Below are 22,228 nucleotides of genomic sequence, written 5' to 3'. Positions count from 1 at the left end.
TTAATTATTATATACAATAGTGTAAAAAACGAAACCTTATTCGTCAAGATAAATTTGAAACTACGGCTTTTATCTCTTTATGAAACTAATAAAAAAAAGATAAGCAGGGTTCTCCCTACTTATCTTCTTCATCCGTTCCCTTGCTGGGCAACTTGTAATTGCGAAAGGAAATATTCCGTATTGCTAACGAGCCAATGCGATTGCTGCAAACTTTTCACCCCGTGGAGCTCATTTTCTTCATTACGACTCTCTCTTCTTTTCGTATACGACTGAATTTGCCGAATAAAATGCGACGGATACGTCATATATGCAAACATAAGAAGCTGCTCCTCTTTCGTAAACGGGAAATTTTTTTGATACATTTGATACCATTCAAAGCGGTCACTCCGTGCAATTGGATATGTGTTTAAAGACCGAGAATAAAAACCTACTATATCTTGCACAGGCGTTGCAAACTGCGATTTTTCTAAACTAATAAAATAGCCGTTTCGCTCATAATCAAATAAAAAATGATTAAGCGATACATTCCCATGAACGAAAGTAGTACGTGTTGTTTCCTTTTCTTTCATCGCATCATGCCATTCATTTAATTGCTTTGTTGCGAACTCGCGAGCTCTCATAACATGGTGATAATACGTACAATATTGTAATTCAAACGGAGACATATACCACTTCGCTTCAGATTCTACAAGAAACTCTTCTAACATCTCACCATCATTTTCCCAACGGTCAGATATATTTGTATAATGTTTCTCTAACTCTTCTTCTGTATACGTCTCCTCTTTCACCGTTTTTTGATGTAACGTTCCGAGCGTCTGAAACATTTTGTGATATTGATCGTTATCCTCACCATTTCCTTCCGCACGCTCTAACCAAGGCATTAAATAATAACTATATGTCCCATCACTTAAGACATAATTTCCGTCCGTCGCATGATAAATAGGTACATAATTCGAAAAACCTTTCTCTTTCAAGTATTGAATGTGATGCAAAAAATTATTCCGCTCTAATTTTCTATCTTGTATTTTCTTTAACGCATACGGACCTTGATTCGTATAAATTTTCATTACACTTCCGTGCTCTTCCATATGCTGCGTATCCAATCTATATTGCCTGACAATGGGTTCATAGCGATTTCGTAATTCCATATCCATACGAATGACCCTTTCTTGTTCAAAACATAGCTTCTAGGAAAAGAAAAGAGGTGAGTGAAAAAACTCACTCACTTATTTTGCCTTTGCTTTTGAAACAGGAATATATATAATTTGCCCTGTAGTCAAATATATATCTTCTGATTGATTTACACGGTATAAGTTTTGTACAGACGTTTCATAACGATCTGCAACAGATTCAATTGTATCCCCTTCTTGCACGAAATACATTCTTAACTTTGTAAATTCTTCTTCCGGTTCTTTCGTAAATAATTTCGTTAAATAAAGCGCATTTTCATCTCGCTGTGAGTACGCTTCTTCTTCTTGCTCTTCTTGTTTTTTTGCTTTTTCTTTCTTGAAATCTTTTCGTCCGAACAATTCAAATTGTGGCGTTGTTTCTTTCTCCTCTTCACGCTCCACAAATTCATGTTCTTCTATTTCCTCTTCCTCTACTTCCTGCTCTTTTCTTTCCTCTAGTTGAAACGGTTCAAATGCGTAATCTTCCCACTCATCTGATTCCTTATAAGATGGTTCTTCTACATATGGTACGGGTCTATTTTCATCCTCTTGTTCTGAATCATCTTCTAACTCAGCATATGTCGTGTCGTCCTCTTCTTCCTCTTCCTCAATTCTTTCCTCGTCACATAAACCGGTAATAGATATATCCGCTAACAATTGTAAGCAACCATTTTCCTTTAATTCATAATCAAATTCCTCAATTGATACATATAATTCTTCAATGACTTTCACTCGATTTCTTGGAATTGATATTTCAAGCGGAAAGGAATGGACAAGCTCATTAACCCCGTCTGCCCTTGTTTCTACATAATCAATTGCCTTTGCTGGTGATAGCTCTCTTAATGAATAAGCTGAATCATCTTGCCTTGCAACATACTCTCCCGTTAAATCTAACTGCCCTCTCACGATAACTTCATGATCAAGCTCTTCTATCTCAACGTCTGGATCTAACGAAATTGACAAAAGTTCTTCGACTTCCTGTCCTTTTTGGAACCAAACAGATTCTTTTAATGAAAATCGTAATGAATGATCTGTTGCCACTTCTTTTCCCCCTCCCAAACTATATGTCATTACAGATTTATGTATGGAAAGCCTACTTTATGAATAAAAAAAATCGCTCCCCTTATGGAGAGCGATTTTCTTTCATAAATTAAGCTTTTAATTTCGACATTGCAATTTCAGCCGCTGCAATTGTCGCTTCAATATCTGCATCACTATGTGCTGTCGATAAGAATAAACCTTCGAATTGAGATGGTGGTAAGAATACACCTTGTTCTACCATTTCACGATAGTAAGCCGCAAAGAATTCTAAGTTTGAAGATTTTGCTGCATCGTAATTAATAACCTGCTCATCTGTGAAGAAAATACCAATCATAGAACCAGCACGGTTAATACAATGCGGAATGCCATGTTTTTCAGCCGCTTTACGTAAGCCAGCTTCTAACATTTCAGCTTTACGCTCAAATTCTACATATGATTCTGGCGTTAATTGTACTAACGTTTCATAACCTGCTGCCATCGCAAGCGGGTTACCTGATAAAGTACCAGCTTGGTAAATCGGTCCGCTTGGCGCAACTTGGCGCATAATTTCTGCTTTACCACCGTATGCTCCTACTGGTAAGCCACCACCGATTACTTTACCTAAACAAGTTAAATCAGGTGTTACGCCGTAATAACCTTGTCCACAATTATAAGCAACTCGGAATCCTGTCATTACTTCATCAAAAATAAGCAATGAACCGTTTTGCTCTGTTACTTCACGAAGGCCTTCTAAAAATCCAGGTTGCGGAGGAACAACACCCATATTGCCCGCTACTGGCTCTACAATTACACAAGCAATATCATCACCGAATTGTTCAAAAGCGTATTTCACACTTTCTAAATCGTTATAAGCTACTGTAATCGTATTTTTCGCTACACCTTCTGGTACACCAGGGCTATCTGGTAAACCTAGCGTCGCCACACCAGAGCCTGCTTTAATTAATAACGAATCGCCATGACCATGGTAACAACCAATGAATTTCAAAATTTTGTTACGGCCTGTATAACCACGAGCTAAACGTAGTGCACTCATTGTCGCTTCTGTTCCAGAGTTAACCATACGTACAATCTCAATTGATGGTACGCGCTCAATAACAAGTTTTGCTAATTTATTTTCAATTTCTGTTGGTGCACCGAAGCTTGTACCTCTTTCAGCAACAGCTTTTAGAGCTTCCACAACACGATCATTTGCATGACCATGAATTAAAGGACCCCACGATAATACGTAATCGATGTATTCATTTCCATCGATATCATATACTTTAGAACCTTTTCCACGCTCCATAAACAACGGATTCATACCGACAGATTTAAAGGCACGAACAGGGCTATTTACGCCACCAGGCATTAAGTCTTGTGCCTCTTCAAACGCCGCAATCGACTTATCAAACTTTTTCATTATTTAGCGCCTCCTTCTTGTAACCATCTTGCTGCATCTTTTGCATGATACGTAATAATTAAATCTGCTCCTGCACGTTTCATGCTAATTAATTTTTCAAGCACAACTTCTTTTTCATTAATCCAACCATTTTGCGCTGCCGCTTTAATCATTGAATATTCACCACTTACGTTGTAAGCAACGATTGGTAAATTAAAGTTATTTTTCACATCACGAATGATATCTAAGTAAGAAAGAGCTGGCTTTACAATTAAGAAATCTGCCCCTTCCATTACATCTGATTCTGCTTCACGGAACGCTTCCATACGGTTCGCTGGATCCATCTGATATGTTTTGCGATCACCAAATTGTGGTGCACCGTGAGCCGCATCACGGAATGGTCCGTAAAATGCTGATGAATATTTCACAGCGTACGACATAACTGGCACATGACCAAAACCATTTTCATCTAATGCATGGCGAATTGCTGTTACGAATCCGTCCATCATGTTTGATGGTGCAATAATGTCCGCCCCTGCTTTCGCTTGGCTTACAGCTGTTTTCGCAAGAACTGCAAGAGACTCGTCATTTAAAATAATACCATCTTCAATCACACCGCAATGACCATGGCTTGTGAATTGACATAAACATGTATCCGCAACTACTACTAGCTCAGGGAAATCACCTTTAATTTGCTTAATTGCACGTTGTACAATTCCATGATCACAATATGCTGATGACCCAACTTCATCCTTTTCAGCAGGTAAACCAAATACAATAACAGAACGAATACCCAAGTCAACAACCTCTTGCATTTCAGCTTGCAATAAATCTAAAGACATTTGATATACGCCTGGCATAGAAGGAACTTCATTACGAACATTTTCACCTTCTAATACAAAAATAGGGTAAATAAAATCTTCCGTATGTAAAAACGTTTCACGCACAAGCGCACGCATGCCCCCGCTTTGTCTTAAGCGACGATGACGATTAAATTGTAAAGAATTCATAGATTTCTATCCCCATTCTTTTATTTTATCCCGCTATTTGCGGGCAGTAAGACCCCACTAATTAAAGTTTCACTTTATAGATTCACAAATGCATTGCAGCAATGCTTCTACGGTGTACTCTTTTGGCACAATAACATGCGAAAAATAAAGGCTCGCCTCTTTTTCCGTAATAGGCCCTATACAGGCAATTGTACATTTTTTTGTCCATTCTCTCCAGTTTGTACCCTCAAGTAAACGAACAAAACTAGTGACAGTTGAAGGGCTCGTAAATGTAATAATGTCTACTTTCCCTAACTTCAACGCTGCTATAAGCTCTTGCTTTTTCTCTACATTTACTTTCGTACCGTATACGATTAGCTCCTCTAGAGAAACACCTCTTTCCCGAAGTGTAACTGGAATTACATCTCTTGCTAAATTCCCTTTCGGAAATAAAATACATTCGTTTCCACTTAGTTTTTTTACAAACTCTTCTGCAAATACTTCTGCAACAAATGCAGTGGGAACAAAATCTACTTGATAGCCTCGCTTTTCTAGCTCTAACTTTGTTTTCACGCCTACTGCAGCAATTTTAATCGTTCCGGGGAGCTTCTTTCTCAAACTATCTAGAAAAAAAGCTACCCCATTTTTACTCGTAAAAATAACCCAGTCATACGAATGTAGCTGCCCTGCTATATGTTGAATTTGCCGATGAGACATACCTTCCATACGCAAAAGCGGAATTTCCAATGGAATTCCGCTCCTTTCTTTCACTGCTACACTCATTTGTTTCGCTTGGTGCTGGGCACGTGTAATCAATACTGTTTTGCCAGCGAGAGCGTTCATATTTATTGTTGCTCCTTATTTGCAGCAAGGATGAGCTCTTTTGCTCCTTGTTTAATTAAACGGTCCGCAGCCTCTAATCCAACTTGCTTCGGATCAGTGCCTACTACTGTCTCTTTCAACAAAACAGAACCGTCCATAGAACCGACAAGCGCTGTTAATTCGATTGCATCGTCTTCTTTAAGAGTTGCATATCCAGCGATTGGAACTTGGCATCCACCTTCAAGTTTATGAAGAAATACTCGTTCAGCAGCCACTGTTCTTTCTGTTACTGCATCATTCATATGTGCTAACAACTGAAGTAAATCCTTATCGTCCTCACGACATTCAATCGCTAATGCACCTTGTCCTACAGCTGGTACACATAACGTTTCATCTAAATGTTCTGTAATAACTTCATCGTCCCAGCCCATTCTTTGTAATCCAGCCGTCGCTAAAATAATTGCATCGTAATCTTCATCTTTTAACTTACGTAAGCGTGTATCAATATTTCCGCGAATCCATTTCACTTGTAAATCTGGTCTCGCAGCTAATAATTGTGCACTACGTCTTAAACTACTCGTTCCTAAAATCGCACCTTCCGCTAAATCTTTAAACGATTCTCCGCTTTTAGAAATAAAAGCATCACGAGGGTCAACACGCTTTGGTGTACAACCAATCATTAATCCTTCTGGAAGTACGGCTGGCATATCTTTCATACTATGTACAGCCATATCGATTTCTTTCGTAAGTAACGCATGTTCAATTTCTTTAACGAACAAACCTTTTCCGCCTACTTTTGAAAGAGTAACATCTAAAATCACATCACCTTTAGTGACAATTTCTTTCACTTCAAATTCATATGGTAAACCAAGTGCTTTTAACTGATCAATAAACCAGTTTGTTTGTGTTAATGCTAGTTTACTCTTTCGTGAACCTACAATAATTTTGCGCATAATTCTCTCTCCTCATTATAAATACCAAAAGTGGAAATTAGATAAACTACTTAATAGAAAAATGTTAACTAGCATTACGAGAAATGCCCCTACATTCCACAGTACAATTTTCTTCCCTTGCAGCACATCTGCCGCTCGTAAATACAAGCCCGCACAATATACAAATAGAACAACAAACGAACCAATTACTTTCGTATCATACCAATGGAAATTGTCCAATTTTGTATATCCCCATATACATCCTAATAAAATTGCTAGTAAGAAGAATGGAACAGAAAATAAATTTAATCCGAAAGACGTAGATTCAAGCTTCGGCAAATTCCCTAACCTTCTTAATCTCGCATTCCACTTTTTCTTTTTTAATAGGCGATATTGCAGTAAATACATAATAGAAAAAATAAACGATACAGTAAACGTTGCATAAGAAATAATCGCCATTCCGACATGCACGTATACAAGTTCTGAAACCAATTGCTCTGCAAGTACTGGCGACATCTTTCCGAGCGGTGTAAAAATCGAAAAAGCGCTTACGCCAAATGCAACAACATTTGTAAAAAAGACTAAAAAGTCAACGCGCATAAATCGATTTATTACTAACGACATCGTAATCAATAACCAAACATAAAAATAAATCCCTGATAATAAAGTTAAAATGGGATTCGTTTCTGAATCTGTCGCCCTAAGCAACATAAAAATAGACTGCAATACCCATACAATCGAAAGTAACCAAAAAGCAAATCGGTTCGCCTTTCGGTTACTTTGGAAATAATCTATAAAATATAAACTAATGCTACAAGCATATAAAATAATTGCAATATGATAAATAATACTGTTATTTAAAAAACTCATCCGATCATCCTTCCAAATTATAAAGATGGAACGGATGGTGTCCACACTCTTTTATGTTCTACTTCTTCCGCACGACTCTCTACTTCTTCCACTTCTAAATCAAAAATCTTCGCAAATAAAGCTAGTTTTTCCGGCGCTCCCTCTTCTGCAGCTATTTCTTTTGCTACTAAAATTGGGTCTTTTAATAATTGGTTAATAATACTTTTCGTATGCTTACTAATTACCTTTTTCTCACGATCACTTAGGTTTGGTATTTTTCGCTCAAGGCTTTCCATCGTATCACTTTGAATTGCTAGCGCTTTATCACGAAGAGCCGATATTAACGGCACAACACCAAGCGTACTTAACCACGTTTTAAATAAAACCATTTCCTCTTCAATCATAAATTGAATTTTCTCTGCTTCTTTTAAACGTTCAGCACGGTTTGCTTCAACTACACCTTGCAGATCGTCGATATCATATAAGAAAGAGCCTTCTAATTCGTCAATCGCAGGATCAATATCACGTGGCACTGCAATATCAACCATAAATAACGGACGACCAGAGCGCATTCTCTCTACTTTCGTCATCATTTCTTTCGTAATGACATATTCTGATGCACCCGTTGAACTAATTAAAATATCTGCTTCTAATAATGCACATTGCAATTCACTTAAAGGCTTTGCATGTCCCATATATTTCTCAGCCATTACTTCCGCTTTCGTAAGCGTCCTATTCATAACTGTTACTTTACGAGCACCGCTTCCGTATAAGTTTTGCAGTGCAAGTTCACCCATCTTACCAGCACCAAGAATAAGTACATGGCAATCTGTTAAATCGCCAAATATTTTCTTTCCGAGCTCAACAGCAGCATAACTAACAGACATCGCACTTCCACCAATCGTTGTTTCTGAGTGCGCACGTTTTGCTAACGTAACCACTTGCTTAAACAACTCATTAAAAATTGTACCTGTCGCTTTTACTTGTTGTGCTTCTAAAAAGCTATCTTTTATTTGACCTAAAATTTGCGTCTCTCCAACAACCATAGAATCTAAACCGCACGTTACGCGGAATAAATGATCTATTGCGCCATCTTGTTCAAAAATAGACAAGTATGGTGCGACTTCTTCTATTTCAAGCTGAAACCAATCAGCTAAAAACTTCTTAATGTAATACCGTCCCGTGTGTAATTGATCGACAACAGCGTAAATTTCAGTGCGATTACAAGTTGATACAATGACATTTTCTAACACGCTCTTTTGGTTTTGTAATGTAGTCATTGCTTGCTCTAGCTCTGCTGCCTGAAATGTGAGTTTCTCACGAAATTCTACAGGGGCTGTTCGATAATTTACACTAACAACAAGAATATGCACGCAGCATGTCCCCCTTCACCCGTTTTATCACTTTATCTACTATCATAATACAACTTTCCTCTTATGAATCTGACAATCGTGTGAACAACTGATTATTTTTTATTTATTCTCCATATGTAATAAAGGAGCTTCAGTAAAATTAATAAAGAACTCTCTACTTTATAATGATTATAAAATAACAACTCTATTTGTACGTTACCAAAAAAAGTCCTCATAATCAAGTGATGGAAACTATTCCATATTAATTATAACATCATCTTTTCTATCTTCTTTCATCATGAAGGAAAATATGTATGATTGTTCCAAAATATAGTTCTCACTTTCTCAATGCAATGCATTTGACATTGTATTTCTTTTTGGTTATATTGATTTTACAAAATTAAATTGCGCACAACTTAATTAGAAGGGAGTTATGTATGACAGAAAATTCTTTACATCTAGATAACCAACTTTGTTTTTCTATTTACGCCTGTTCTAAAGAAGTTACCCGCTTTTATCGACCATATTTAGAAGAGATGGGTATTACGTATCCCCAGTACATTACTTTACTCGTACTATGGGAGCAAGATGGACTAACAGTGAAAGAAATTGGAGAACGTCTATTTTTAGATTCCGGTACGTTAACACCTATGTTAAAACGAATGGAATCATTAAAACTTGTAAAACGTGTTCGCTCAAAAGAAGACGAGCGAAAAGTTTGTATTGAATTAACAGAACAAGGTAAAGATTTAAAAGAAAAGGCTTGTTCATTACCGACAACGATGGCTACAAATTTAGGAATTACAGAGCAAGAATATCGTTCTTTATTAATCCAATTAAATAAATTAATTGAAACAATGAAAACACTAAATGATAGAAAAGGGGAATAAACATGGATAAATTATATACTGCTTCAGTAACAGCAACAGGTGGAAGAAACGGTAAGGTAGTTTCAAATGATGGCATATTAAATCTTGATGTAAAAATGCCGAAAGCACTAGGTGGCGCAGGCGGAGAGGCAACAAATCCAGAACAACTATTTGCTGCTGGTTATGCAGCTTGCTTTGATAGTGCATTACAACTTGTCATTCGTACAAAACGTGTGAAGGTGGAAAGTACAGACGTAACTGCTCACGTTTCTATCGGAAAAGATACAGATGGTGGTTTCGGTCTATCTGCTGTACTTGATGTACATGTCGCTGGCGTTTCTCATGCAGAAGCACAAGAACTTGTAGAAGCTGCTCACGGGGTGTGTCCGTACTCTAAAGCAACACGAGGGAATATTGAAGTAACATTAAACGTACGCTAAAAATTTAGTAAATAAAAAAAAACGCGCGACATTCGTCACGCGTTTTTTGTTTTTGTCATTTTATGAATCGCTTTCCATGCCTCTTCTTTTCCAAGTCCTGTTTCAGAAGAGAATAGAACGATTTCATCGCCAATTTCAACAGCAAGCGTTTCTTTTACAACTTTTAAATGCTTTTGCCATTTCCCTTTCGGAATTTTATCAGCTTTCGTTGCAATAATAATTGTTGGGATTTCATAATGCTTTAAGAAATCATACATCATCACGTCATCTTTTGTTGGTTGGTGACGTAAATCAACTACTAATACAGCTGCGTCTAATTGCTCACGTGTTGTAAAGTACGTTTCAATCATCTTGCCCCATGCCGCGCGCTCCGTTTTAGATACTTTCGCATATCCATAACCTGGAACGTCAACAAAATGCATCATTTCATTGATTAAGAAAAAGTTCAGCGTTTGCGTTTTTCCTGGTTTAGAAGAAATACGTACTAACTTTTTACGATTTAAAATTTTATTAATGAAGGAAGACTTCCCGACATTTGAACGACCTGCTAATGCAATTTCTGGTAAATCACTGTCTGGATATTGTTCTGGTTTAACCGCACTAATTACAATATCTGCTTTTGTTACTTTCATTGTTTCACTCCTACTAATGCGTGCTCCAATACTTCGTCTAAATGAGATGCAAGCACAAACGTAAGGTTTTCTTTTACGCTCTCTGGAATATCATCTAAATCTTTCTCGTTTTCTGCTGGCAAAATAATTTTTGTTAAGCCTGCGCGGTGAGCACTTAATGTTTTTTCTTTTAAACCACCAATTGGTAATACACGACCACGAAGTGTAATTTCACCTGTCATACCTACTTCTTTACTTACAGGAATACCTGTTAGTGCCGAAATAAGTGCCGTTGCCATCGTAATACCTGCTGACGGTCCATCTTTTGGAACTGCTCCTTCTGGAACATGAATATGAATATCATTTTTCTCATGGAAATTCGGATCGATCTGCAGCTCTTCTGCACGAGAACGAATATAGCTAAACGCTGCTTGTGCTGATTCTTTCATAACATCCCCAAGTTTCCCTGTTAAAATTAATTTCCCTTTACCTGGCGCTACAGACACTTCAATAGCAAGTGTATCACCACCAGCTGCTGTGTAAGCTAAACCAGTCGCCATACCAACTTGGTCTGTCTTCTCAGCTTGTCCGTAACGGAATATGTGCTTACCAAGTAAATCAACAACATTTTTCTCCGTTACAACAATGCGCTTGCGTTCTGCTGTAACAATGATTTTTGCTGCTTTACGACAAACTTTTGCAATTTGACGCTCTAGTGTACGAACACCAGCCTCACGTGTATAATAACGAATAATTTCAAGAAGCGCTTCATCACGTACTTGTAAATTACCTTTTCGTAAGCCATGCTCTTTTAATTGTTTCGGCAGTAAATGTTCACGAGCAATGTGCACCTTTTCAAGTTCTGTATAGCCAGCAATCGAAATAATTTCCATACGGTCAAGCAACGGACCTGGAATACTTGAAAGTGTATTAGCAGTTGCTACAAACATAACTTTCGATAGATCATATGGCTCTTCAATGTAATGATCACTAAAGTTATGGTTTTGTTCTGGATCTAACACTTCAAGTAATGCTGCTGATGGATCTCCACGGAAATCGTTAGACATTTTATCAATCTCATCTAATAAGAAGACTGGATTAACTGTTTTCGCCTTTTTCATACCTTGAATAATGCGTCCTGGCATTGCTCCAACATACGTACGGCGGTGACCACGAATTTCAGACTCATCACGTACACCGCCAAGGGATACACGGACAAAGTTACGATTCAATGATGTTGCGATAGAACGAGCTAACGAAGTTTTTCCGACCCCAGGAGGTCCTACTAAACAAAGAATAGGGCCTTTTAATGAGTTAGTCAATTTTTGTACAGCTAAATATTCAAGCACTCGCTCTTTTACTTTTTCAAGGCCGTAATGATCTTTATTTAAAATCTCTTCAGAATGAACAAGATCAATCATATCCTCTGTCGCTTCTGTCCACGGAAGGGCTAATAACCAGTCAATATAATTGCGAATAACACCGCTCTCCGCAGAACTTGCTGGTAACTTTTCATAACGATCTAATTCTTTCAGCGCAGCCTTCATTGTTTCTTCAGGCATTCCTGACTGTTCAATTTTCTCACGAAGTTCTTCAACTTCCCCGCCCTTACCTTCTTTATCACCAAGTTCTGTTTGAATCGCCTTCATTTGCTCACGTAAGAAATATTCTTTTTGTGTGCGCTCCATTGAACGTTTCACTTTTTGTCCAATTTTCTTTTCTAGGCTAAGCAACTCTTGTTCATCTTGAATAATTGAAATAAGTGTATGTAGTCGTTCTTTTACAGACACAATCTCTAAAATCTCTTGTTTCTGCTTCGTTTTAATCGGCAAGTGAGAAGCAATTAAATCAGCTAGTCTTCCCGGTTCTTCTACATCAGCTACCGTTGCAAATGTTTCATTTGAAACTTTTTTCGAAACTTTAATATATTGTTCGAAATGCTCCAGTAACGTACGCATAAGAGCTTTCTCTTCTAAATCATCTTCTACTTCATCAGTTACCGTTTTAATAGAAACTTGCACTACATTTTCTTCTTCGATAAACTCTACTACTTCTGCTCTATGTAAACCTTCCACAAGGACACGAAGCGTACCGTTCGGCAATTTAAGCATCTGCTTCACTTTCGCCACTGTACCTACACTATATATGTCATCTTCTTTCGGATCATCGATATTCATTTCTTTTTGCATTGCTAAAAAGATGATATTTTCATCCATTGCCGCCTGCTCTAGTGCTTGTATCGATTTATCACGTCCTACATCAAGATGCAGAACCATCGTTGGATATACGAGAACGCCTCTTAATGGTAGGAGGGGCACAATTCTTTCGTTCGTATTCATACTAGACATAGCACCTCCATAATAAATTAAACTCCTGTTCAACTATTTTATATTACAATACATCTAGATGCAATTGCAGAGATTATCCGCAATTGTTAATATCTTGTTTTTTCTCCCTTATGAAAAGAAAAAAGACTCCGCTTAAGCATACAAACTTAAACGAAGTCTGGCAAATTTTATTATCGTTTATTCTTACATTGATTGTGCATCTGTTTCGTCCAAAGCAGTCTGTACATCAATCTCACGATGCATATTTTCCTGCATAAATGTTAATTCAAATACTTCTTTTAATTTGCGGACAGGAATGATTTCAATTCCCTTTATTGTATACAAAAATGGTTGCATGTTTTCAGCCGGAATAATGACTTTCTTAGCCCCTGCTTTTTTCGCAGCTTTTATTTTTGCGTACACACCACCAATAGGCTTCACTTCTCCGTGGATACTTATTTCACCTGTCATCGCTACTTCATTATTCACATATGTACGATGCACCGCTGAATAAACACCCGTTGCCATAGCAATCCCCGCCGAAGGACCATCAATCGGGATACCGCCCGGAAAGTTAATATGTATATCATAGCCTTCTGGAAGTACATCTAGAGAACGGAGTACTGTTAATACGTTATCAACAGAACCTTTCGCCATACTTTTACGGCGGATTGATTTCGTTTGACTCCCAATACTTTCCTCTTCGACAATACCAGTTACATTTACTGATCCTTTATCTTTCGCAGGAATAGCTGTTACCTCAATTTCTAATAAAGCGCCTGTATTCGGTCCATATACAGCAAGCCCGTTCACAAGACCAATCCTTGGAATTGGATAAATGTGCTTTTCGTACCTTGGTGTAAGTTGGCTCGAATGAACAACCCACTCAATATCTTCATCTTTAATGAAAGGACGTTCTTCATTTATCGCCATACCAGCAGAAATTTGTACGAGATTAATCGCTTCCCGTCCATTTCTTGCATACATTCCAATCATTTCAATACCGTTCTTACCTATTTGCATTTCCACTTTGTCAGCTGCATTCTTCGCTACTTTTTGAATCTCTTCTGTTTCTAACTCCCGGAAGAACACTTCTAAACACCGCGACCGAATTGCAGGAGGAATTTCCTCTGGCGAACGCGTCGTTGCACCAACTAAGCGAAAATCGGCTGGTAAACCTTTTTGAAAGATATCGTGTATATACGTTGGAATCATCGAATTTTCTTCACTATAGTACGCACTTTCCAAAAATACTTTCCGATCTTCTAACACCTTTAACATTTTGTTCATTTGAATCGGATGTAATTCACCAATCTCATCAATAAACAAAATGCCTCCATGTGCATCTGTTACAGCCCCTTTTTTCGGCTGCGGGATACCCGCTTGCCCCATTGCACCCGCTCCTTGATAAATTGGATCATGGACTGAACCAATTAAAGGATCTGCAATACCACGTTCATCAAACCTAGCTGTCGTCGCATCAAGTTCGATAAATGTTGCATTCGTACGGAATGGAGATTTTGGATTTCGTTTCGCTTCTTCTAATACAAGGCGTGCTGCCGCTGTCTTTCCGACACCTGGCGGACCATATATAATTACATGTTGCGGGTTAGGACCACAAAGAGCCGCTTTTAACGACTTAATCCCGTCTTCTTGCCCCACAATGTCTAAAAAGGATGTAGGACGCACCTTTTCCGCAAGTGGCTCTGTTAAAGAAACCTCACGCATTTTACGAAGCTGCTCTAATTCTTTTTTCGATTCTCGATCAATTGAAACTTTTTGTGTTCGCTGATTTCGAAGTAAATGCCAAAAGTACAACCCGACAATTACACCAAAAACAAGTTGAACAAGTAAAAATATATTTGTCCAGCTCATAATTCATTTCCTCCCGCTATGTTTTATCTTTTAGTATTTCCTGGGAGGAATAGTGCTAAACATAAAGAAAAACAGCAATTATAAAAATTGCTGTTTCTTCTTCGAATTATGCAGATGTTTTTGTATCAAGTACAGTACCGTCTTGTAACACCAATTTTGGCGGTGCATTATCAGCTACTGTTTCTTTTGTAAGAATACACTTCTCGATATCTTTGCGAGATGGAAGTTCGAACATTACATCAAGCATTAAGCCTTCAATAATAGAACGAAGTCCACGAGCACCTGTTTTACGTTCAATTGCTTTTTTCGCAATCTCAACTAGTGCACCTTCTTCAAACTCTAACTCAACATCGTCAAGCTCCAATAATTTTTGGAATTGCTTAACAAGTGCATTTTTCGGTTTAGTTAAAATATCTACAAGAGCATCTTCATCAAGCGGCTCTAGGTTCGCAATAACTGGAAGACGACCGATAAACTCCGGAATTAAACCGAATCTTAAAAGGTCCTCTGGTAAAACGTGAGATAAAACATGCTTCTCATTTACATCAGCATTTTTCTTCTCAGCACCAAATCCAATTACTTTTTCACCAAGGCGACGTTTAATAATTGGCTCGATGCCATCAAACGCTCCACCACAAATGAATAAGATGTTCGTTGTATCAATTTGAATAAACTCTTGATGCGGATGCTTACGACCACCTTGAGGTGGAACGCTTGCTACAGTACCTTCTAAAATTTTCAGAAGTGCCTGCTGTACACCTTCACCAGATACATCACGTGTAATTGATGGATTTTCGGACTTACGTGCCACTTTATCAATCTCATCAATATAAATAATTCCTTTTTCCGCTTTTTCTACATCGTAATCAGCCGCTTGGATTAATTTTAGTAAGATGTTTTCTACATCTTCCCCAACGTATCCAGCTTCAGTTAAAGATGTTGCGTCCGCGATTGCAAATGGAACATTTAAAATACGCGCTAATGTTTGTGCCAATAATGTTTTACCACTACCTGTTGGCCCAATAAGTGAAATATTACTCTTCGCTAATTCTACATCATCAATTTTGCTGTTAGAATTAATGCGTTTGTAATGGTTATATACCGCTACCGCTAGTGCTTTTTTCGCGTTATCTTGTCCGATGACATACTCATCTAAGATTTCACGAATTTCTACCGGTTTCGGTACATCTTTGAATTCTACTTCTTCGTCCTTCGCAAGCTCCTCTTGTACAATTTCAGTACAAAGCTCGATACACTCGTCACAAATGTAAACACCTGGACCTGCAACTAACTTTCGAACTTGCGTTTGTGTTTTACCACAGAAAGAACATTTTAATTGACCTTTTTCATCATTAAATTTAACCATATTTTCACACCCCTTACAAAGTGCTAACCTCTTGCCTTCGTATGTACACGATAAATGTATCGTATGTAAATACATATTATGTCACTACGTGGCGAGAAATACAAATAATATGACTAGTTATGTACAAATAAAAAATTTTAAAACTTTTGAAATATGTATATTCGACTTATGAAGAAACTTTTCCTTCTTCATCGAAAAGTTTTATAAATATATTTCTATATTTATAAAACAAGGCACGATTAAAATCGCGCCTTGTTATTTTATTATGCAGCGTTGTCTACTAAGAAGTCTACAGCTTTACGCACTTTAAGGTCTTCAGATAAAGCGTCTACGCTTCCAAGAGCTTGCTTGATAGCGTCTACTGGCATACCGTACATTTCAGCCATTTTTTCAACTTCTGCAGTTACTTCTTCTTCAGTAACTTCAATGTTTTCAGCTTCAATGATAGCTTCAAGAACAAGGTTGATTCTTACGCGTTTTTGAGCGTCTTCTTTCATTTGCTCTTTTAACTTGTCAGCATCAGTACCTGTGAATTGGTAGTAAAGCTCAAGGTTCATACCTTGTTGGCTTAAACGTTGCTCGAATTCACGAACCATACGATCTAACTCAGTGTCGATCATAGCTTCTGGAATGTCGATTTCAGCGTTAGCAGCAGCTAATTCTACTACTTCGTCACGTACTTTGTGCTCAGCTTCGTGCTTTTTGCCTTCTTCTAAGTTTGTACGAAGTTTTGTTTTTAATTCATCAAGAGTTGCAACTTCTTCGTCAGCATCTTTAGCGAACTCGTCGTTTAACTCAGGAAGTTCTTTTGTTTTGATTTCGTGAATTGTTACTTTGAATGTTGCTGGTTTGCCAGCTAATTCAGCAGCATGGTACTCTTCTGGGAATGAAACTTCAACGTCTTTAGAATCACCAGATTTAAGACCAATTACTTGCTCTTCGAAACCTGGGATGAAAGTGCCAGAACCGATTGCAAGAGAATAGTTTTCGCCTTTTCCGCCTTCAAATGCTTCGCCATCAACGAAACCTTCGAAGTCGATTACAGCTGTATCACCATTTTCAATAGTTCCTTCTTCTTTAACAACTAGTTCAGCTTGACGCTCTTGTAAAGCTTTTACTTCGTTCTCTACATCTTCGTCAGTTACAGTTGTTTCAACTTTTTCTACTGCTAAACCTTTGTACTCACCTAATTTAACTTCAGGTTTCACTGTAACTTTTGCAGTGAAGATAAGGTTAGCATTTTTTTCGAACTTCTCGATGTCGATTTCAGGATGAGCAACTGGGAAGATACCAGCTTCATCGATTGCTTCACCGTATGCTTTTGGTAAGATGATATCTAAAGCATCTTGGTATAAAGATTCGATACCAAAGCGTTGTTCGAATAACGGACGAGGCATTTTCCCTTTACGGAAACCTGGTACGTTAATTGTTTTTACTACTTTTTTGAACGCAGCGTCGATAGAGTTGTTTACTTCTTTAGCATCAACTTCGATTGTTAAAACGCCAACGTTACCTTCTAATTTTTCCCATTTTGTAGACATTTATTCTTTCCCTCCAACTATAATAATGTATGCACATACCTCTATAGATTAAAATATTCATTATCTCTTTTTTGAAATAACAAATGTACAAATAACCCTCTAGCAAAAGCTTTCAGATATAATGTTCCAATCTACTAATTGTCTAAAAGACAACTACGGTATATTTTGTTCGAGACTAATATGAAACATATTAAGTAAGAGAATTATACTCCTCTTCTCTTACAAACAGGCAGATTTCTGCCTTTTGCAACCCTTACATTATAACATAGAATATGCTCGTTTCAATAACTGAACGATTCTTTTTCATAATTATACGGGCAAATATCCTTCTCTTTCAATGCGTAGTAACCATTGATAGGCGATATGAAATTCCTCTAACTCGATATTGTATGCTGTCATAAGTTCTTCTTCATCAATAGCCAATCCGAAACGCTTTCTTCCAATTCTCTCTAAGACGGCAGCCCAAATTTCTACTTTATCCATTAATAGAGGGAATGGGAAAATGCTAATTTGTAATTCTTTCCAGTAAGTGACCATCGCACTAAATATATCCGGATAATTTTGTTCTAATTGGCTTGATAATTTATGTATGATTTTATCGGATTGCTCCTCATTATGACCTGTAAATGCTGGTATCACTTTTATCGTATTTCCAAACTTCTCTACTTCTATCTCTTCTTCTATTTGATTTTCTACCATTTTATACAAAATAGAAGTTTTTAAATAAGGGTGTTGCTTTTCCTCTATTAAAAATTTCTTTAGAGCAGGAAGTGCGAGATCCAGGTCTTTTAATGAAAGTTTCTGGATCACTCTTAGCTTTTGACCAAAGTTTTCTCCAAAAAGTTCATTAGTAAACTCGTCTAACTCAAAATTCGAATCAACTAGCGACGCGTCTTCCTCATTTAGCATACCTTCTGCAAATAAAGCGAGCTGCGCTAATTTTTCCTTTTGCTCGGGCATTATGTCTTTCGTTTGCAAAACCTTTTCGACAATTTCAATAACACCTTCATAATCATTTGTTTGAACTAAAATCGTCACATACGTTTCAAGAATGTCACCAAATAATACAGCTCCCGTTTCAAGCAACTGCTCACATTTGTCTTTCGCTTCTTCCATATGCTTTAATTCTAACAAACAAATAACTGAAGCTAATTCTGTTTGTTCCGTTTCCGCATTATACTGACGTAATATTTCAAAGCAGCGCAATGCATCTTCGAATTTCCGCTCTTTCAACGCTAAAAAACCTTCATCAATATAGCGTTCTGATAGTTGCGGAAACAATACGACCGTATTTTCTTTTTTATCCATACGTTCGCCTCTTTTTCTAGATTTTAATTATCTTCAAAGTAAATATATCAAATGCGTAATGAGAACACAACATTCCAAAACCATTCGTTTGAAATATAGGAATATTTAATTTTTATATTAAAAAATCAACAACCTTTTAAATGAAATTCATTTTCCACAAACAAAAACCCTCAGCAACAGAAGCAGAGGATTCATCATTAATGGAAAGCATTTATAATTGTGGGGTATATAACAAGGGTAATAATTTGGAGAACAATAATTGCCATAACAATCATGCTAAAGTAGAAGATTGGTTTACTTCGCTTCATTAAAAACATAATAATAAGCATCGTACAAGCAAACAAACTTAAGAAGAACAAACTCGTTGTCGAACTAAGTATACCACTCGGGACAAAGAACAATAATACTACACTACAAGTACCTATAATTCCAAATAACCATTCCATTCATTCACTCATTCCCTTTCCCTCTCATGGTAGTTTTTTCTAGGCGATTAAATGTTTTACAACATCAACTACATACGTTAATTTCTCATACGCTACAAATCCAAAAGCAACTGTTAAGCCCGTTACGATTAATCCCTTCATCATTTCTTCCTCCTTCTTTTATCGTTGTTACCTTCATTATAGAGGATTAGTAATTTGTTACCATCGAACTTCCTTACAGTTACCTTACAGAATTGTAAGATTTCAAAAATAAGTTTAAAATCATGTTAATATATTTTTGTACAATTAAGAATTTAATTTACAAGGGGGATTATATATGTTCAAAAAAATGGCAGCTGATGTTTTGGGTTTAAGCGATGTAGGTTCTGTCATCACACCGAAAGATTACGATAAGGTCGATGCTGATGATTACGTGATGCATGAAGATGGAGAGAAAATTTATTTTCTAATTAAATCAAAATCAGATGAATATTGCTTTACAAACAAAGGGTTAATCCACCTAGATGGTACAAGTGCGACAAGTAAAAAACGTACACTGCGCCGCTTTAGCTATAGTAAGTATCAAATTAAAAACGTAGCACTTGAAACTGCGGGAACGATTGATTTAGATGTAGAAATTAAGTTTCAAATGGGCGATGAGCATTACTCAATTGATGTTCATAAAAAACATATTGAAGAATTAAAAGATTTATATAAGGCTCTACTTAAAATAGAAGAAATTTCATACGACAACGACATTACACTGCAGTATGCACATAAAAGTCTAGATATGGCATCTAATGCTTTCAGCCGTATTTCAAACGCACAAGTAAATTTAGCAGAACAATTTAAAGAGATGAACGAGATCGCTTTTAATTGGCTCGTTGATACGAAGAAACAGTATAACGTGAAAGATTACGGTTTTGTCTTTGAAAAGTTTATTAATAACTAATTTAAAACAAACAAAAAACCTTGTTATCAAAAGATAACAAGGTTTTCTTAGCGTCCCAGGAGAGATTCGAACTCCCGACCCGTCAATTACCGATATATAAACGATTCTTTCATCGCTTACTGAACGTTCATTTGTGCGGTCAATTGACCATTTTTGTTAAAAAATATTATACGCTATATAGTAGTTCTACACCAATATTGAATGCCTTTTTGTTCTATCGATTCCCTATCGAAAATTCTGACGTATTTAGATGAATCCCCTTATCCACGGAATAAAAAATAATCGTCTTAAAATGCGAATCTCGGCGTACCTTTCCGCACTATTTTATATATTTTGATTGCAGTCTTAATATATCTTCCTCTTCGCGAATACCTGCCGATCCCTTCCTCACATTTTTTACGACAGTCCAATTCGGGTTAGTTTCATCACCGATGTTCTGTACTGTAAAGTTGCCGTCACCATATTTTTGTTGACCTTCTGCCAATTTCTCCGTTAAATCATTTTCTTTTGATCTCGCCATATTTGCGCCATCTCCCTTTTTTATACAACCTTCTTAAACTGTCCAATCAATCACACGTCCAGTCAATTGGAGATCCTCGCTTTCCGCTTCTATTAATTGTAACACACTGCCGGGGATAAGTTCCGATAACGGCTGCACAATCGTACTAGAAACGTTATTTTCTTTGGATTTGAATGATCTGACGCCAGTTACGCTAAATGATGCGATTCCTTGCCGCTGCATTTTGTTTGTATCGTTATAAACGATTACTAAGTATACGCTGAATTCGGATATCGCATTATAGGGGATATCATATCCTTTGAATTGATTGTGCAACGTTCGATCCGCCAAGTTCATTAATCGTACTTTCTTCTGATCGTCCGCATCGTGCGAGTCTTCGTTGCCGATAACGTATATGTCGATATGTTCACTGTTTTAACAGAATTCGATAAAATAGCTAACGAACTAGAAAGAGCTGCGGAAAAATTTCGCACGGCGGATGCATTCTACCGAAATAAAGACGCACAATTGTATTCCATTATTTATCTCATAACAACTATCGTCGGCTAAGCCGTTTAATCAACGATATGTATTTTGCTTTTATTTTTTCTATATAATTATTATCGTATATTATATTATAATAATCTTCCACCATTTACACACAAATCAATTTTTAGATAAACAAAAAACCTTGTCATCAAAAGATAACAAGGTTTTTTTAGCGTCCCAGGAGAGATTCGAACTCCCGACCGTACGCTTAGAAGGCGTATGCTCTATCCGGCTGAGCTACTGGGACATGGAGCGGGTGAAGAGAATCGAACTCTCGACCAGAGCTTGGAAGGCTCTTGTTTTACCACTAAACTACACCCGCATATATTATTTTATTTTTCTTCGTTAGCGACGTTGCCCTATCGACAATATTTATTATATTCATAACTACTTATAAAGTCAACACTTTTTTAAAAGAGGATAATTTTTATTATCCTCTTTTAAAAACTGCTTGTTCAACTAGCTGTCCGTCTAATGTTTCAAAACGGACTTCTATATGATTTTCATCCATTTCTAATAAAGCGAATGTCTTTTCCACACGAGAGCGCGGGAGCAAAATACTTCCTGGATTAATAAATAAAATCCCATCAAGTAATTCTGCCCCTAATACATGAGAATGTCCAAAGCACGCTACTTGTGCTCCTACTTCTTCTGCATGATACGCTAACGTTTGTAACGTCATTTTCACATTATGACGATGACCGTGTACAACTAAGAAACGAATTCCATCTACATCAGTTACAATTTCATCTTGAAAGTTAGCATAATCACAATTCCCTTTTACAACATGAAAACCTTGTAGCTCTTCGTGAGCAGGCGTTAGCTCTGAATCACCACAATGAATCATGATATCTACTTTCCCTTCATATTTCTCTTTTAACTGCTGTAATTCCTTCACAGAGCTATGACTATCGCTTACGATTAAAGCTTTCAT

Annotated in this window: 22 protein-coding genes and 2 tRNA genes; 4 read left to right on the top strand and 20 right to left on the bottom strand. The window is 37.1% G+C overall.

What is annotated here, in order from left to right:
- Window positions 1-128: 128 nt before the first annotated feature.
- The 8 genes from ysxE to hemA form a co-directional block, all read right to left on the bottom strand.
- Window positions 129-1,154, bottom strand: coding sequence for a spore coat protein YsxE (ysxE, locus tag Q3V31_RS14115; RefSeq protein ID WP_000366994.1), 1,026 nt, complete (start codon window positions 1,152-1,154; stop codon window positions 129-131).
- A gap of 72 nt (window positions 1,155-1,226) precedes the next feature.
- Window positions 1,227-2,240: a stage VI sporulation protein D gene (gene spoVID / locus Q3V31_RS14110; protein ID WP_002077386.1), complete on the bottom strand. Its 1,014-nt coding sequence runs from the start codon at window positions 2,238-2,240 to the stop codon at window positions 1,227-1,229.
- Window positions 2,241-2,319: 79 nt separating this feature from the next.
- Window positions 2,320-3,609: a glutamate-1-semialdehyde 2,1-aminomutase gene (gene hemL, locus Q3V31_RS14105; protein WP_000712930.1), complete on the bottom strand. Its 1,290-nt coding sequence runs from the start codon at window positions 3,607-3,609 to the stop codon at window positions 2,320-2,322.
- On the bottom strand, window positions 3,609-4,598 hold the full coding sequence (hemB, locus tag Q3V31_RS14100; protein ID WP_001087063.1) for a porphobilinogen synthase: 990 nt from the start codon (window positions 4,596-4,598) through the stop codon (window positions 3,609-3,611). The genes hemL and hemB overlap by 1 nt, the downstream gene beginning before the upstream one ends.
- A gap of 69 nt (window positions 4,599-4,667) precedes the next feature.
- Complete coding sequence (hemD, locus tag Q3V31_RS14095; protein WP_000992360.1) at window positions 4,668-5,420, bottom strand: uroporphyrinogen-III synthase; 753 nt, start codon at window positions 5,418-5,420, stop codon at window positions 4,668-4,670.
- A 2-nt stretch (window positions 5,421-5,422) separates the two neighbouring features.
- Window positions 5,423-6,352: a hydroxymethylbilane synthase gene (hemC, locus tag Q3V31_RS14090; protein ID WP_001226432.1), complete on the bottom strand. Its 930-nt coding sequence runs from the start codon at window positions 6,350-6,352 to the stop codon at window positions 5,423-5,425.
- A gap of 15 nt (window positions 6,353-6,367) precedes the next feature.
- Window positions 6,368-7,201: a cytochrome c biogenesis protein gene (locus tag Q3V31_RS14085; RefSeq protein WP_000009001.1), complete on the bottom strand. Its 834-nt coding sequence runs from the start codon at window positions 7,199-7,201 to the stop codon at window positions 6,368-6,370.
- Between the two features lie 17 nt (window positions 7,202-7,218).
- Window positions 7,219-8,553, bottom strand: a complete 1,335-nt coding sequence (gene hemA, locus Q3V31_RS14080; protein ID WP_000547844.1) for a glutamyl-tRNA reductase — start codon at window positions 8,551-8,553, stop codon at window positions 7,219-7,221.
- Window positions 8,554-8,969: 416 nt separating this feature from the next.
- On the opposite strand from hemA, the gene Q3V31_RS14075 reads away from it, so the two are divergent.
- Both Q3V31_RS14075 and Q3V31_RS14070 read left to right on the top strand, forming a co-directional pair.
- Window positions 8,970-9,422 carry a MarR family winged helix-turn-helix transcriptional regulator gene (locus Q3V31_RS14075; RefSeq protein WP_000138542.1) on the top strand — a complete coding sequence of 151 codons (453 nt, stop codon included), beginning with the start codon at window positions 8,970-8,972 and terminating at the stop codon, window positions 9,420-9,422.
- A gap of 2 nt (window positions 9,423-9,424) precedes the next feature.
- Window positions 9,425-9,841, top strand: coding sequence for an organic hydroperoxide resistance protein (locus Q3V31_RS14070; RefSeq protein ID WP_329765459.1), 417 nt, complete (start codon window positions 9,425-9,427; stop codon window positions 9,839-9,841).
- A 35-nt stretch (window positions 9,842-9,876) separates the two neighbouring features.
- Here Q3V31_RS14070 and ysxC read toward each other — a convergent pair whose 3' ends face one another.
- From ysxC to Q3V31_RS14035, 7 genes are all read right to left on the bottom strand, one after another.
- Window positions 9,877-10,473 carry a ribosome biogenesis GTP-binding protein YsxC gene (ysxC, locus tag Q3V31_RS14065; RefSeq protein ID WP_000869121.1) on the bottom strand — a complete coding sequence of 199 codons (597 nt, stop codon included), beginning with the start codon at window positions 10,471-10,473 and terminating at the stop codon, window positions 9,877-9,879.
- A complete protein-coding gene (gene lon, locus Q3V31_RS14060; RefSeq protein ID WP_000097300.1) occupies window positions 10,470-12,800 on the bottom strand; it encodes an endopeptidase La in 2,331 nt (776 codons plus the stop codon). The genes ysxC and lon overlap by 4 nt, the downstream gene beginning before the upstream one ends.
- A gap of 183 nt (window positions 12,801-12,983) precedes the next feature.
- Entirely contained in the window at window positions 12,984-14,654 is a 1,671-nt protein-coding gene (gene lonB, locus Q3V31_RS14055) for an ATP-dependent protease LonB (protein ID WP_139265910.1), read from the bottom strand.
- Between the two features lie 106 nt (window positions 14,655-14,760).
- Entirely contained in the window at window positions 14,761-16,020 is a 1,260-nt protein-coding gene (gene clpX / locus Q3V31_RS14050; RefSeq protein WP_329765458.1) for an ATP-dependent protease ATP-binding subunit ClpX, read from the bottom strand.
- Window positions 16,021-16,283: 263 nt separating this feature from the next.
- The gene (gene tig / locus Q3V31_RS14045; protein WP_000105212.1) at window positions 16,284-17,561 is read right to left on the bottom strand and encodes a trigger factor; all 1,278 of its coding nucleotides are present in this window, start codon (window positions 17,559-17,561) and stop codon (window positions 16,284-16,286) included.
- Window positions 17,562-17,870: 309 nt separating this feature from the next.
- On the bottom strand, window positions 17,871-18,869 hold the full coding sequence (locus Q3V31_RS14040) for a hypothetical protein (protein WP_000358260.1): 999 nt from the start codon (window positions 18,867-18,869) through the stop codon (window positions 17,871-17,873).
- A 197-nt stretch (window positions 18,870-19,066) separates the two neighbouring features.
- Window positions 19,067-19,315, bottom strand: coding sequence for a hypothetical protein (locus tag Q3V31_RS14035; protein WP_002094402.1), 249 nt, complete (start codon window positions 19,313-19,315; stop codon window positions 19,067-19,069).
- A gap of 316 nt (window positions 19,316-19,631) precedes the next feature.
- Here Q3V31_RS14035 and Q3V31_RS14030 point away from each other — a divergent pair, with 316 nt between their 5' ends.
- Window positions 19,632-20,246: a PH domain-containing protein gene (locus Q3V31_RS14030; protein ID WP_000473869.1), complete on the top strand. Its 615-nt coding sequence runs from the start codon at window positions 19,632-19,634 to the stop codon at window positions 20,244-20,246.
- 319 nt (window positions 20,247-20,565) lie between these two features.
- On the opposite strand, the gene Q3V31_RS14025 is transcribed toward Q3V31_RS14030, so the two are convergent.
- Together Q3V31_RS14025 and Q3V31_RS14020 are read right to left on the bottom strand one after the other, a co-directional pair.
- Window positions 20,566-20,766 carry a hypothetical protein gene (locus Q3V31_RS14025; protein WP_000124357.1) on the bottom strand — a complete coding sequence of 67 codons (201 nt, stop codon included), beginning with the start codon at window positions 20,764-20,766 and terminating at the stop codon, window positions 20,566-20,568.
- Window positions 20,767-20,799: 33 nt separating this feature from the next.
- Window positions 20,800-21,102 carry a hypothetical protein gene (locus tag Q3V31_RS14020; protein WP_240514166.1) on the bottom strand — a complete coding sequence of 101 codons (303 nt, stop codon included), beginning with the start codon at window positions 21,100-21,102 and terminating at the stop codon, window positions 20,800-20,802.
- A gap of 30 nt (window positions 21,103-21,132) precedes the next feature.
- On the opposite strand from Q3V31_RS14020, the gene Q3V31_RS14015 reads away from it, so the two are divergent.
- Window positions 21,133-21,315 carry a hypothetical protein gene (locus tag Q3V31_RS14015; protein WP_071735218.1) on the top strand — a complete coding sequence of 61 codons (183 nt, stop codon included), beginning with the start codon at window positions 21,133-21,135 and terminating at the stop codon, window positions 21,313-21,315.
- A 152-nt stretch (window positions 21,316-21,467) separates the two neighbouring features.
- Here Q3V31_RS14015 and Q3V31_RS14010 read toward each other — a convergent pair.
- The 3 genes from Q3V31_RS14010 to Q3V31_RS14000 form a co-directional block, all read right to left on the bottom strand.
- Window positions 21,468-21,541 (bottom strand) — tRNA-Arg (locus Q3V31_RS14010).
- A 1-nt stretch (window position 21,542) separates the two neighbouring features.
- A tRNA-Gly gene (locus Q3V31_RS14005) sits at window positions 21,543-21,616 on the bottom strand.
- Window positions 21,617-21,724: 108 nt separating this feature from the next.
- Window positions 21,725-22,228: a metallophosphoesterase gene (locus tag Q3V31_RS14000; protein ID WP_000645490.1), complete on the bottom strand. Its 504-nt coding sequence runs from the start codon at window positions 22,226-22,228 to the stop codon at window positions 21,725-21,727.

It is taken from the genome of Bacillus nitratireducens, from assembly GCF_036320425.1.
GTDB lineage: Bacteria > Bacillota > Bacilli > Bacillales > Bacillaceae_G > Bacillus_A > Bacillus_A nitratireducens.
Note: the sequence above shows the minus strand (reverse complement) of the source record. Positions and strands in the feature narration are given on the sequence as shown.